The 12,768-nt window shown below is 40.9% G+C and carries 12 protein-coding genes and 1 riboswitch; of the genes, 7 read left to right on the top strand and 5 right to left on the bottom strand.

What is annotated here, in order from left to right; genetic code table 11:
• Window positions 1-139: 139 nt before the first annotated feature.
• A complete protein-coding gene (locus NE558_RS06965; RefSeq protein ID WP_256149248.1) occupies window positions 140-814 on the bottom strand; it encodes a GntR family transcriptional regulator in 675 nt (224 codons plus the stop codon).
• Window positions 795-1,709 carry a 4-(cytidine 5'-diphospho)-2-C-methyl-D-erythritol kinase gene (gene ispE / locus NE558_RS06960; RefSeq protein WP_256149247.1) on the bottom strand — a complete coding sequence of 305 codons (915 nt, stop codon included), beginning with the start codon at window positions 1,707-1,709 and terminating at the stop codon, window positions 795-797. Before ispE ends, NE558_RS06965 begins: the two co-directional genes overlap by 20 nt.
• Window positions 1,710-1,951: 242 nt before the next feature.
• Window positions 1,952-2,064: riboswitch (FMN riboswitch) on the top strand.
• Between the two features lie 311 nt (window positions 2,065-2,375).
• Between ispE and ribD the strand changes: the two genes are divergently transcribed.
• From ribD to ytvI, 5 genes are all read left to right on the top strand, one after another.
• Window positions 2,376-3,506, top strand: coding sequence for a bifunctional diaminohydroxyphosphoribosylaminopyrimidine deaminase/5-amino-6-(5-phosphoribosylamino)uracil reductase RibD (ribD, locus tag NE558_RS06955; RefSeq protein ID WP_256149246.1), 1,131 nt, complete (start codon window positions 2,376-2,378; stop codon window positions 3,504-3,506).
• Window positions 3,507-3,641: 135 nt separating this feature from the next.
• Window positions 3,642-4,286 (top strand): riboflavin synthase, encoded by a 645-nt coding sequence (gene ribE, locus NE558_RS06950; protein WP_256149245.1) that lies wholly within the window; start codon window positions 3,642-3,644, stop codon window positions 4,284-4,286.
• A gap of 11 nt (window positions 4,287-4,297) precedes the next feature.
• On the top strand, window positions 4,298-5,503 hold the full coding sequence (locus NE558_RS06945; protein ID WP_256149244.1) for a bifunctional 3,4-dihydroxy-2-butanone-4-phosphate synthase/GTP cyclohydrolase II: 1,206 nt from the start codon (window positions 4,298-4,300) through the stop codon (window positions 5,501-5,503).
• A gap of 171 nt (window positions 5,504-5,674) precedes the next feature.
• The gene (gene ribE, locus NE558_RS06940) at window positions 5,675-6,148 is read left to right on the top strand and encodes a 6,7-dimethyl-8-ribityllumazine synthase (RefSeq protein ID WP_256149243.1); all 474 of its coding nucleotides are present in this window, start codon (window positions 5,675-5,677) and stop codon (window positions 6,146-6,148) included.
• 246 nt (window positions 6,149-6,394) lie between these two features.
• Window positions 6,395-7,465 carry a sporulation integral membrane protein YtvI gene (ytvI, locus tag NE558_RS06935; RefSeq protein ID WP_256149242.1) on the top strand — a complete coding sequence of 357 codons (1,071 nt, stop codon included), beginning with the start codon at window positions 6,395-6,397 and terminating at the stop codon, window positions 7,463-7,465.
• A gap of 44 nt (window positions 7,466-7,509) precedes the next feature.
• Here the strand turns inward: ytvI and NE558_RS06930 are convergent, their stop codons facing one another.
• A complete protein-coding gene (locus tag NE558_RS06930; protein WP_256149241.1) occupies window positions 7,510-8,136 on the bottom strand; it encodes a TraX family protein in 627 nt (208 codons plus the stop codon).
• On the bottom strand, window positions 8,136-9,074 hold the full coding sequence (cysK, locus tag NE558_RS06925) for a cysteine synthase A (protein ID WP_256149240.1): 939 nt from the start codon (window positions 9,072-9,074) through the stop codon (window positions 8,136-8,138). Before cysK ends, NE558_RS06930 begins: the two co-directional genes overlap by 1 nt.
• A 252-nt stretch (window positions 9,075-9,326) precedes the next feature.
• On the opposite strand from cysK, the gene NE558_RS06920 reads away from it, so the two are divergent.
• Both NE558_RS06920 and NE558_RS06915 read left to right on the top strand, forming a co-directional pair.
• Window positions 9,327-10,196 (top strand): methionyl aminopeptidase, encoded by an 870-nt coding sequence (locus NE558_RS06920; protein ID WP_256149238.1) that lies wholly within the window; start codon window positions 9,327-9,329, stop codon window positions 10,194-10,196.
• Between the two features lie 18 nt (window positions 10,197-10,214).
• Window positions 10,215-11,396, top strand: a complete 1,182-nt coding sequence (locus NE558_RS06915; RefSeq protein WP_256149237.1) for an MFS transporter — start codon at window positions 10,215-10,217, stop codon at window positions 11,394-11,396.
• An 89-nt stretch (window positions 11,397-11,485) separates the two neighbouring features.
• Here the strand turns inward: NE558_RS06915 and NE558_RS06910 are convergent, their stop codons facing one another.
• Window positions 11,486-12,712, bottom strand: a complete 1,227-nt coding sequence (locus NE558_RS06910) for a diaminopimelate decarboxylase family protein (RefSeq protein WP_256149236.1) — start codon at window positions 12,710-12,712, stop codon at window positions 11,486-11,488.
• Window positions 12,713-12,768: the final 56 nt, after the last annotated feature.

Below are 12,768 nucleotides of genomic sequence, written 5' to 3'. Positions count from 1 at the left end.
ACAAAACAAAGGTAAGCAATGCTAACAGGGCAACTGCTTATTTAGACATAACAGTAAGTTTCTACAAAATGCTAAGTTTATAGAATATGAATGTGAAAGGGTGTCGGAATAACCGACACCCAAACCCAAGCTTTCTTGATTATTTATTGCGAATGGATCGCAAAATAAATTCCGTGTGATATTTGATATGTCCATGGGCAACCGTTGCCCCTTCTTCAGCATCATGATTTTCAATTGCACGCAAAATCCCTCTATGGTGGGCAACAACAGCAGGGATGGTACTATCTGCCTTCAAATGTGCCATACGATAGCGATAAAGCTGAATGCGAAGGTTCTGATAAATCTGAGCTAATTTGTCATTTTCTGTGGACTTTAAAATTAAGTCATGGAAATCCTCATCTAATTGAATGATTCGTTCCAAATCACTTTCTTCTATAGCACGCTCAAACTCGCTCTCCAACTTCTTTAATTGCTGAAGATCTTCCTTTTTCATCTTAACGCAGGCAATACTTGTGGCAAGACTTTCCAGGGCACCTCTGACCTCAAGAATATTCACAATATCCTTTTCGCTCATATCCAGCACTTGTGCTCCTTTTCTGGGCACAAGCTCCACCAGATTTTCCAAAGCCAGCATACGCAGAGCTTCTCTGACAGGGGTTCTGCTAACACCAAGCTTATCAGCCAGCTGATTCTCCATCAGTCTTTCGCCGGGAACCAATTTTCCAACTAAAATTGCCTCTCTCAGGGTATGAAAAACCACGTCCCTAAGTGGCAGGTACTCATTGGTATTGATATTAAATTTTGTTTCTTCCATTTCTTATTTCTCCTCTCTTACCACTATTACCATGGTAAATCTTGGTGGCTACAACTTCCTTCAAACCGAATTTTTTCCGGATTGTCGATGCCGCCTTTTTTGCAATCTCTTCTTCCTTAAACAGCCCAAAAACCGTAGGACCGCTCCCGCTCATCAAGGCACCTTCTGCACCTAGCTGAACCAATTCCTCCTTCAACTGAGCAATTTGCGGATGCATGGGTATTGTCACAGTTTCCAGAACATTTCCCAGAAGCTGTCCCATTTTTGTAATATCCGCCTCAGCCATAGCTTGTATCATCCCTTTTGTATCGGGATGATTCTGGACACTCTGCCAGTCCAATCCACGGTATACCGTCGCCGTAGAAACACTGACAGGAAGCTTTGCCAGTACAACATAACACATGGGGCATGGGCATTTCACCGGTGTCAAGATTTCTCCAACACCCTCAGATACTACTGTTCCCCTTTGAACGCAGTATGGGATGTCTGACCCCAAAAGAAAAGCCAAGCTTTCCAATTCTTTCATGGAAAGCCCTAAATCAAACAAGCGATTCATTCCAACCAATACAGCCGCACAATCCGCGCTTCCCCCAGCTAAGCCTGCCGCCACAGGAATGCGCTTATCAATTTCGATAAAAACGCCTTCCTTGATACCAAACTTTGCCTTCATCAGCTCCGCCGCACGGTACGCCAAATTGCGGTTATCCGTAGGCAGCCAAGAGAGGTTGCTTTTGAGAATAATTTCATTTTTTTGGATTCGCTTCATGTAAATTCCGTCGTATAAGCTAACCGTCTGCATAATGCTTTCAATCAGATGGTAGCCGTCATCACGCTTGCCTGTTACATCCAATGTTAAGTTGATTTTTGCTCTCGCTCTTAATCTAATGTCTTTCAAAATACACCCTCATGAATAATAATACTGTATACATTGTCTTTCTTATTGTACAATATTTTCGACAAAGTTACAACTGCCATCTTATACAAAAAAACTGGTAACTCCTCTATGAAAAACGCTAATAAAAAAAATTTAATGGCTCATTTTTATCCTTTCTTCCTTATAATTTAGACAAGAGTTTTTCTCAAAATTTCCTCTTGCATTTTAAAGTCAGTGGTGTATAATGGTGTCGTAAAAACATAATACCTCTTCAGGGCAGGGTGAAACTCCCGATCGGCGGTAAAGTCCGCGAGCGAAAGCAGGATTTGGTGAAATTCCAAAACCGACAGTATAGTCTGGATGGAAGAAGAGCAAACATAAAAGTGGTGATTTATATTCTTTTCAATTGCCCCTTTCACAGCAATATCTGTGTGCCTTTTTTGGCATACCATAAATTCTTTTCATGGAATTATGAAGGTTTTTTGCTGTTATAAAATGTTTGATATGCCCTGTATGAGCTTTTTGGCACATACAGGGCTTTTTATTGTGAATTTGCGATTTCATTTTTGCGTGTATTTTTACATGCAAAAAAATCGCTTTTCCCCTCTTATCAAGAGGTCTCTTTCTCTATCCATTTCTTTGGGAACTCTTTCCCGCCTTTCCCCTGAAGGAAAGGACGTAATCCCTATGGTAAATGAAACATATATGAAACGTGCTATTACTTTGGCAAAAAAAGCACTGGGTTATACCAGTCCAAACCCATTGGTAGGAGCAGTTATTGTAAAAAACAATAAAATTATTGGCGAGGGCTACCACCATAAAGCCGGGGAGCTCCATGCGGAACGTATGGCTCTGGCCGATTGTAAGGAAAGCCCAAAAGGGGCAACCATTTATGTTACGCTGGAACCTTGTTGTCATCAAGGGCGTACACCCCCTTGCACGGATGCCATTATTGACGCAGGCATTCAGCATGTGGTCATTGGTTCCTTAGACCCCAATCCTTTAGTCATGGGCAATGGTATAAAAAAACTGCGAGAACATGGCATCACTGTAACCTCTCATTTTTTACAAAAGGAATGTGACGAAATAAATCAAGTATTTTTTCACTACATCACAACAAAAATGCCCTTTGTGGCCCTCAAGTATGCCATGACTGCCGACGGCAAAATCGCTACCAAAACTGGTGCTTCCCGCTGGATTAGCAATGAAGTCTCTCGAAATCACGCCCACGAGCTTCGTCATCAGTACAGCAGTATCATGGTTGGTATTGAAACGGTTTTGCAGGATGATCCATTGCTAAATTGCAGACTGGAACATGGAGTACAGCCTATTCGTATTATTTGCGATAGCCGCCTGCGTATACCTTTGGAAAGCCAAATTTGTAAAACAGCAAAAAAATACAAAACCATTATTGCTTACGCCAATGATACCATGGAAAAGAAAGGTATTTTAGAGAGCCTTGGTCTTACCTTATGGCAGTTGCCTGATGAAAACAATAAAGTATCTCTGACCAATCTATTAGAAAAGCTAGGTCAAAATGGCGTTGACAGCGTTTTGGTTGAAGGTGGAGGAAGTATTCATTTTTCTTTTTTAGAAAGTCACCTAGCTCAAAAACTATACATATATTTTTCCCCGAAAATTTTTGGCGGAAAGGAAGCAAAATCCCCAGTGGGAGGAAAAGGCATATCCCTGCCGGAGGATGCCTTTAGCCTAAAGCTTTTGCAAAGTGAGGTTCTGGAAGGAGATATTTTACTGGAGTATGTAATAGAGTCAACCCAAAGGAGTAAAGATGAATTTTGTAACCCGCTTCCCCTTTGAAACTCAAAAATATGGAAAATGGAGAAAATCCTTTCAATTATTTACAAGATGGCTAAAACGTTACACTTTTGCGTAGAAAGTACTTAACCTTTCATAGCTTGGAACAAAACTTATTTTAGAAGAAGGAGATGCCATATGTTTACAGGATTGATTGAAGAAATCGGCTTTATTGAAAAAACCACTTCACAAAACAACTGTGGTCAACTGGTAATTCAAGCAAAAACAATACAAGAAGGCACTAAATTGGGAGATAGCATTGCGGTGAATGGCGTTTGTCTCACTGTAACCAATGTGTCCAAAACCTCTTTTACCGCCGATGTGATGCCTGAAACCTTAAAACGCAGTAATCTTGGCAAGCTGCAAAAAGGTTCCTCTGTTCATCTGGAGCGAGCAATGGCTGCAAACGGGCGGTTTGGCGGGCACATGGTCAGCGGACATATCGACGGCACCGGCATAATCTCTGGAAAAAAGCAAGAGGGAAATGCTATCCGTCTTTTCATTACAACGGATACCCCGCTCCTACGACAGATGATTGAAAAAGGCTCTATTGCCATTGATGGCGTCAGCCTAACAGTCATTACCGTGGAACAATCCCAGTTTTCTGTGGGCATTATCCCCCATACAAATTCACAGACCATTTTATTGGATAAAAAAATTGGGGATAGTGTAAATTTAGAAACAGATATTATCGCCAAGTATATACAGCGTTTTTTTGAAAACAGCACTCAACAGCAGGATAAACCGTTAACCTTAGCATTTTTAAAAGAGAATGGATTTTAGGAGGAGAAAAAATGTATAACTATCACACAATTGAAGAAGCATTGGAAGAACTAAAGCAAGGAAAAATTATTCTTGTCACTGACGACCCGGACCGTGAAAACGAAGGGGATTTTATCTGCGCTGCAGAATTCGCCACACAAGATAATGTAAACTTTATGGCGAAATACGGTAAAGGCTTAATCTGTATGCCCATGAGCGAGGATTTGGGACATAAATTAGGACTGCCCCAAATGGTAGCGGAAAATACAGATAATCATTCCACTGCTTTCACCGTTTCCATCGACCATGTAGATACCACCACAGGAATTTCCGCGGCAGAACGCTCCATCACTGCACTAAAATGCGTAGAAGAAGATGCAAAGCCTGAAAATTTCCGTAGACCTGGGCATATGTTCCCCTTGATTGCCAGAAAAGGCGGTGTCTTAAAAAGAGAAGGGCACACCGAGGCCACAGTGGATTTAATGCGCCTTGCAGGCTTACAGGAATGTGGTCTTTGTTGTGAGATTATGGCAGAGGATGGCACCATGATGCGCACACCAGATCTTTGGAAGGTTGCAAAGAAACATAATCTAAAATTTATCACCATACATGATTTGCAAAACTACTGCCGCCGTCACGAAAAACATGTGCATTGTGAAGCTGAGGCCAATCTGCCAACCCCTTATGGAGAGTTTAAAATCTACGGCTATGTGAACGATATCACTGGGGAACATCACGTTGCCTTAGTGAAAGGAGAAATCGGCAACGGAAAGGATATCCTTTGTCGAGTGCATTCGGAATGCTTAACGGGAGATGTATTTGGCTCCTGCCGTTGCGATTGTGGTCAACAGCTTGCCGCTGCCATGGCACAAATTGAGAAAAAAGGCAGAGGCATTCTCTTGTATATGCGCCAGGAAGGCAGAGGCATTGGCTTAATCAACAAATTAAAGGCATATGCCCTACAGGAACAGGGACAAGATACAGTAGAGGCAAACATTGCCCTTGGCTTTGCACCTGATTTAAGGGAATATTGGATTGGTGCACAAATTTTGCAGGATTTAGGTGCCAAAGAGTTACATCTACTTACCAATAACCCCGAAAAGGTATACGGCCTTAGCGGATTCGGTGTAGAAATTACCAAACGTGTTCCCATTGAAATTGCACCACAAGAATATGATCTGGAATATCTAAAAACCAAGCAAGAAAAGATGGGTCATATTTTTTCCCACGCCCTTTAAAAGTCTCAGTAACAAGTCAATGGAAGCTGACCCAAACTTAATAAACGTTCAAGCTTTCCTTTGCCGGAACCCTATCTTAGATAAACATTGAAAAGGATATAGCATAAACTTATTTTTACAGCTACAGTCAAAAATTAAAAATAATACCACATATTTAGGAGGAATATTACCATGAAATTAATTCAAGGAAATTTAATAGCAACAGAGATGAAGGTAGCCATTGTGGCATCTCGTTTCAATGATTTTATTGTTGGAAAGCTTATTGACGGTGCGGAGGATGCACTCCTGCGTCATGGTGTTGACCCAGACAACATCTCATTGGTGCGTGTCCCCGGGGCATTTGAAATCCCCCCCGTGGCAAAGCTTCTGGTAAACAGCGGTACATACGATGCAATTATTTGCTTGGGTGCTGTTATTCGTGGGGCAACCACACATTATGATTATGTGTGCAGTGAAGTGTCCAAAGGAATTGCCCATCTTTCCATGGAAACAGACACTCCTGTTCTTTTCGGTGTTGTCACCACAGAAAATATTGAACAGGCCATAGAACGTGCAGGAACAAAAGCAGGAAACAAAGGCTATGATACCGCCTTGGCAGCTATCGAGATGGTAAACCTCTCTGGCGAAGTGAGAAAGCTGGGCTAATAATTCATTGATTGTAACACGGGGGATTTCCAATGAATAACATTTTATTTTAAATTTACATTGGAATCCCCTTTTTCAAGTAACTAAAATGGGACTACTAATCAAAGCTTTTTCCCCAAGCTATATCTCAAACTCCGACCAATGGTTAAATTTTCTTTAATTATCTGGAAAATCTGTATTGAATCCTAATTTTGTATTATAATCAATATACATAATACAAAAATTATCCAGAACAGGAGGGATTCTATGGAGGATTTTTATATAAAAAATAAACAAGCAGTACAAAACTTCATTATCCTATGCGGGGGAATATTGGTCTGTTTTCTATTTTTCCGCTATTTATTTCCCATTTTTTTGCCCTTTATTTTGGGCTGGCTATTAAGCCTTATGTTTATACCTTTGGCGGATCAGTTGGAGAAATATCATATCCCCCGTTGGGCAGGGGCTCTTGTGGGAATTCTTATTTTTGTTTCTATCCTTGGGTTCTTAGGATATTTTGCTGGAAATCAACTTTACCAACAGCTTCAAAACCTACTGAATGACCTACCCTATTATTTAGAAAAAATGGAGGAAGGCTTGACTCTATTCTGGATAGAGATAAATAACCTTCTTGTAGATTTGCCTGATGAATTTACAAACATAACCGCAAATTTACAGGATGGGATATTTGGTATTTTGCTTTCCTTGGTTCAAAGCAGTGGCTCTGTTTCAATGATTGCCGCTGTCCCAAAGATTTTGCTGGGGTTTTTCATTGCCCTATTTTCTGCTTTTTTCCTCACAAAGGATAAAGCGGGTATTCGCAGGGCATTTAAAACCCATGTTGAACCACTTCTGGGAGGTTCTTTAGAGGCTACCAAGCGAGATTTAGCCGCTTCCCTTTGGGGATATGCTAAAACACAGTTGATACTGATGGGCTATATTTTTCTTATCTGTATTATTGGCTTGTATCTTCTTCATTCCCCTTATGCTTTGTTGTTGAGTGTAGCCATTGCCATCATTGATGCTCTCCCATTCTTCGGAAGCGGTTTTATTCTTTGGCCTGGTGCAGTACTTCACTTTGTATTGGGCAATAACATTTTAGGAATTGGCTATCTTGTTATTTACGGCGTTGTTCAAGTTGTACGTCAATTGATGCAACCCAAAATACTTGGGGACCAAATTGGAATGCACCCACTACTGGCTTTGTTTTCCATGTACTTTGGTTATCGCTGTATCGGCTTTTGGGGATTGATTCTTGGGCCCGTTGTTGCTGTTGTTTTACGAACCATTCTTCTGTTTCAACAAAAAAATAACCGCAACCTTTCTTCTGGTAATTGAAAAGGTGTCGACTATGTCGACACCTTTTTTGTATACCCTTTTTACTAGTTAAATTCTCTTATTCCAATTAAAATAATCAGATGTAACGGATAAAAAACATAGAAAAAATATTTCGGTAAATATATGTTTCTTTTCCATTCCACCCCCGCTAAAGGAAAAGAAAGAATGGATAAGCCCTGTAACCATGTACCAGTAAAATAGCCATAAACCACCTGCAGAATGCCTTGCCAGTAAAATGAAACTGCCCGAGCAGATTCATAAAAGCCATATAAAAATATGGTAGCAACGCCATACCAGCTATAACTGCATTTGACCCAATAGGATAGAATCAGCAGGCCTCCTGCCAAAAATCTCTCTTTTCCATCTCTTCTCCATAACCATAGCACCACCCCTCCTAAGGCTAGGGTAAATAAAGGGTTAAGGTTATCATTTTCAAATGCCAGTCTGTAAATTGGCTGAGAAATTATCGCCGCCAAAAGAATACGAAAAAGATATCTTTGAAAATTAGATGTATGCGCTACCCCTTGGGCAATGCCATATGCAAACAGCGGAAAGGACAGCCGCCCTATCAGGCGAAACACTATTTGCTCAGGGAAAAACAATGCCCCGATATGATCTATCAGCATCAGAACTGCCGCTAGTGCCGAAGTAACATGATTTCGCCTGTCCATTACTCATCCCCAAACATCGAAGTGGAAAGATAACGCTCACCAGTATCAGGCAAAAATACAACAATATTCTTCTCTGCATTTTCAGGGCGTTCTGCTACCTTCATTGCCGCAAAAATCGCCGCACCGGAAGAAATACCCACCAAAAGTCCTTCTGTTTTTGCTACCTCTTTTCCAAACCCAAAGGCCTCTTCATTTTCAACAGCAATAATTTCATCATAAATTTCAGTATTTAATATAGAAGGAACAAAGTTTGCACCAATTCCCTGAATACCATGGGAACCTGCCACACCCTTAGACAGTAAGGGGGATGATGCCGGCTCAACGGCAATAATCTGAACCTGAGGATTCTTTTCCTTCAGATATTTACCCACCCCGGAAATAGTGCCCCCGGTTCCGATTCCCGCAACAAAAATATCAACCTTACCTTCTGTATCCTGAAAAATTTCTGGGCCTGTTGTTTCATAATGAGCTTTCACATTAGCTGGGTTATCAAACTGTCCCGGCACAAAGGAATTGGGAATTTCCTTTTGCAATTCCTCCGCCTTCTCAATAGCACCTGCCATTCCTTTTGCCCCCGGCGTCAATACCAGTTCTGCGCCAAAGGCCTTCATCAGCATACGTCGCTCCATGCTCATGGAATCAGGCATAACAATAAGGGCACGATACCCCTTCGCCGCAGCCACAACCGCTAAGCCAATTCCTGTATTTCCGCTGGTAGGCTCAATAATAGTGGCACCCTCCTGCAAAATTCCTCTTTCCTCCGCATCCTCAATCATGGCCTTTGCCACTCTATCCTTGGCACTGCCTCCCGGATTCATAAATTCAACCTTTGCCAGTAATTTTGCCTGCAGATTATATTTCTTTTCTAATTGTGTCAACTCCAATAAAGGCGTTTTTCCGATTAACTGTTCAATGCTGTGATAAATCATCTTTTTCATCCTTTCTGCTTCCTTTTATTGTTCAAATGGTACCACTGATGCAAATTCTCATCAAGCAATATCTCTATTGTTATTCCCTTCCTTTTATGCTACTATGAAAAATGAATTTGTAAATCATTTTTTTCGATGTTCTGAAAAAAAATAACATTTCATATCCTTTTCTTGCAATGTTTCTATACTCATTTTTGAAGAAAAGCCTTGAAGAAAATTGTTCAGCACTCGAAATGAATTTAAGAAAGGATCTGACTACTTATGAAACTCGGTCGTAACGACCTCTGCTGGTGCAACAGCGGTAAAAAATATAAGCAATGCCATGGAGCAATGGATGATAAAATTGCACAGTACAAAGCAAAAGGGGCAACTGTTCCCTCACATAAAATTATTAAAATACCGGAGCAAATTGAAGGTATTCGCAAAGCCGGAAAATTAAATACGGAAATTTTAGATATGGTGGCAGAAAAAATTTGTGCAGGTATGTCTACAGAGGATATCAATACTCTGGTACACGAATACACTGTCTCCCATGGGGGCACACCGGCGCCCTTGGGCTACTGTGGATATCCAAAAAGCGTGTGCACCTCCGTCAACAATATCATATGCCATGGCATACCCTCCCCTGATGAGGTTCTGAAGGATGGGGATATCATTAATGTTGATGTTACAACAATATTAAACGGCTATTATGCTGATGCTTCCCGTATGTTCTGCATTGGAGAAGTCAGCCCAGAGGCAAAAAAATTGGTGCAGGTAACCAAAGAATCCGTAGATATGGCATTAAAAGAAGTAAAGCCTTGGGGATTTTTAGGTGACATTGGCTTTGTCATTAGTGAATACATACATGCCAATGGTTACACCGTTTTAAGAGATATTGGAGGTCATGGGGTTGGCAATGATTTTCATGAGGACCCTTATGTTTGCCACATTGGCAAACGAGGAACGGGTATGCTTTTGGTTCCCGGTATGGTCTTCACCATCGAACCTATGGTAAACGCAGGAAAAGAAGAGTTTTTCCAAGATGAAGAAAATGGATGGACAATCTACACGAAAGACGGCTCTTTATCCGCCCAGTGGGAATACACCGTCCTTGTAACAGAAGATGGTGCAGAGATAATTACCCATTAAATTTTATGAGGTCTAGATATGAAAAAGGATAATTTAGTCTATTTTTACGGGGCACTACAAGGAACCTATTGGATGAGCTATGGATGTGTCGCCAGCTTTGCTGCGGTGTATCTGTTAGACCAAGGCTTTACCAATGGGAATATTGGACTTTTGATTGCTGTTTCCAGCTTTCTCTCCGTCCTTTTACAACCCATCATTGCAACAGCGGCGGATAAAGGTACACGCTTTACGGTAAAGGGCGCTTTTGTAATTTTGTGCCTTGCACAAATTGTACCTTTTGTGCTTCTGTCCGTATTCAGCCCTCCTATGATTATTGTAGCTGTCTTATATGGGCTCATTATCCTGTTGGGGCTCTCTATGCAGCCAATCCTTAGCGCATTCGGCATGCAATTGATACAAAACGGAATTCCCCTGAATTTTGGAGTTGCAAGGGGCATTGGTTCCTTCGCCTACGCCGTATTAACATTTTTTTTAGGAACGTTGACTGTACTTTTTTCAACAAGGTGCATTCCTGTGATTGCTTGCGGATTAATCGTTTTGGTATTGCTTATTTTGAAGCAATTCCCTGAATTGGATTCCCAAAAATCCGTAAATCCTATACAGGGTGGTACCCTTACTGTTCTAAAAAGTAATCCCCGCTTTGCCTTACTTGTATTGGGCATTGCCTGTATTTTTATATCTCATAGTGCAATCAATAATTACATGATACATATTTTAAAGCGAATCGGAAAAGGTAACGAAGCTTTGGGGCAGATTATGGCATTTACCGCCCTATTAGAAGTTCCAGCCATGCTTTTGTGCACAAAGATCATTCGGAGATGGGATTGCGGAAAGCTGCTTCAGGTTACAGCCATATTTTTTGTGTTTAAGGCAGTTGGTGTAACCCTTGCTTCCAATATCTCCTTGTTGTATATCGCATTAGGCTTTCAAGCAATTTCCTTTGCGCCCTTTACGGCAGCAATTGTATATTATGTGAGTACTGCCCTAGAAAAACATGATCAGGTGAAAGGCCAATCTCTAATCACCATCGGCATCACCATAGGAAATATCCTAGGCAGCCTTGTTGGAGGATACCTATTGCAATTTTTCAACGTAGGCGTTATGCTATGGCTTTTCTCCGCTCTTTGTATCATTGGTATGGTATTCTTCCTTATGGGTGTGAACCGCCCCCCCCAGGGGGATATTCCCTGCCAAGTCTAGACTTTCACTATTATATCTAAATAAAAAAAGTCCGTTTTTATGTCAATGCCATGACGTAAATTCGGATTTTTTATTTGCATTTGAATATCTCAATCATAAGCATCCATTACGGAACCATCACAGCGCAAAATTAGCTGTGGCGGAGGCGATTGCCAGGAAAATTGCATGGGACTTAAAACAGCTCCATAGCTCCCCGCATTGGAAATTGCTATGAAATCCCCCACATTGAGTTTTGGCATCATCATATCCCTTGCAATGACATCTGATGCAGTGCACAAATTTCCCATGAGAGTTACTTCTTCCTCTTCCTTTTCCTCAGTTAGCGGAACAAACTGAAAGGCATCCTTGCTTGTAAATAAAGGCTCACTGCCATCAGGCGTATTTTCCTTGGCATAATGCAAAACAAGCTGTGCTAAGGAGGGACGGATGAAGCCATTCAGTGTATTATGGAGAATGATAAAGGTAGTTCCCATAGATACCTTTTTATCCATCACCCGTGTAATATAATATCCACTTTCTCCTACTACATAGCGGCCTGTTTCCAAAATAAGCTTTACTCCTTCTAACTTTTCTTGAAAATCCTTCATAAAGGAAAATGTTTTTTCTCCTAAATATTTAGTATCTAATGGAATGTCTTTCTTTGCATAGGGTATCCCCAACCCAGAACCCATATTAATAAAGGTAAGTCTATAGCCAATGGCCTCTTGAAACGCAATTGCCAATAGAAGCATCTTTTTATAATACGCCTCAAGAACCTCCGCCTTCAATTCTTGACTGCGTAAATGAACATGAATACCCACTATTTTTATATGGTTGAGGGTACTCAGCTTTGGAATCCATTCATACATTTGATTCTCGTCTATCCCGAATTTTGAAGAAATACCCTCATCTCCTAAAAAAGTAAAATTGGGATTGATACGAATTCCGATTTCAGCAGTCATATTTCGTTCCTTTGCCATCTCTTCAATCAAGAAAACCTCATTGGTGCTATCCGCAATAATTGTGGAGATAGCCAATGCTCCTTCAATGTCAACCTTACTTTTTCCCGGCGCTGAATATTGTATCTTTTCGGGGGGTAAGCCAAACCTCTTAGCCAATTTTACCTCTTCAAGGCTGGCCGCATCTGCCCCAAAACCCTGTGAGACTATTGTTTTAACAATTGCCGGTGCAGGGTTAGACTTCAAAGAATATAGAAATTCTATTCCATTGAAATCCTCCTTTAATCGATTTGCGGCTGAAATAATTTTACTTTCATCATAGAAATAAAAACTATTGTATTTTTTTGCCTGTTCTAAGATCATTTCTTTGTTTTCCACTATTGTTCACCTCCTAAATATAAAACCAATATAATGTTATCCCACCATTCTGCTTT

This window comes from Anaerotignum propionicum (assembly GCF_024461735.1).
GTDB lineage: Bacteria > Bacillota > Clostridia > Lachnospirales > Anaerotignaceae > Chakrabartyella.
This window is presented reverse-complemented; position numbering and strand designations above follow the sequence as displayed.

Bases quoted from the DNA above. Each gene is read 5' to 3' on its own strand.
- NE558_RS06945 (WP_256149244.1), top strand. From the start codon at position 4,298: ATGTATAACTATCACACAATTGAAGAAGCATTGGAAGAACTAAAGCAA.
- ribE (WP_256149243.1), top strand. From the start codon at position 5,675: ATGAAATTAATTCAAGGAAATTTAATAGCAACAGAGATGAAGGTAGCC.
- ribE (WP_256149245.1), top strand. From the start codon at position 3,642: ATGTTTACAGGATTGATTGAAGAAATCGGCTTTATTGAAAAAACCACT.
- NE558_RS06920 (WP_256149238.1), top strand. From the start codon at position 9,327: ATGAAACTCGGTCGTAACGACCTCTGCTGGTGCAACAGCGGTAAAAAA.
- NE558_RS06930 (WP_256149241.1), bottom strand. From the start codon at position 8,136: ATGGACAGGCGAAATCATGTTACTTCGGCACTAGCGGCAGTTCTGATG.
- ribD (WP_256149246.1), top strand. From the start codon at position 2,376: ATGGTAAATGAAACATATATGAAACGTGCTATTACTTTGGCAAAAAAA.
- NE558_RS06915 (WP_256149237.1), top strand. From the start codon at position 10,215: ATGAAAAAGGATAATTTAGTCTATTTTTACGGGGCACTACAAGGAACC.
- ytvI (WP_256149242.1), top strand. From the start codon at position 6,395: ATGGAGGATTTTTATATAAAAAATAAACAAGCAGTACAAAACTTCATT.
- NE558_RS06965 (WP_256149248.1), bottom strand. From the start codon at position 814: ATGGAAGAAACAAAATTTAATATCAATACCAATGAGTACCTGCCACTT.
- cysK (WP_256149240.1), bottom strand. From the start codon at position 9,074: ATGAAAAAGATGATTTATCACAGCATTGAACAGTTAATCGGAAAAACG.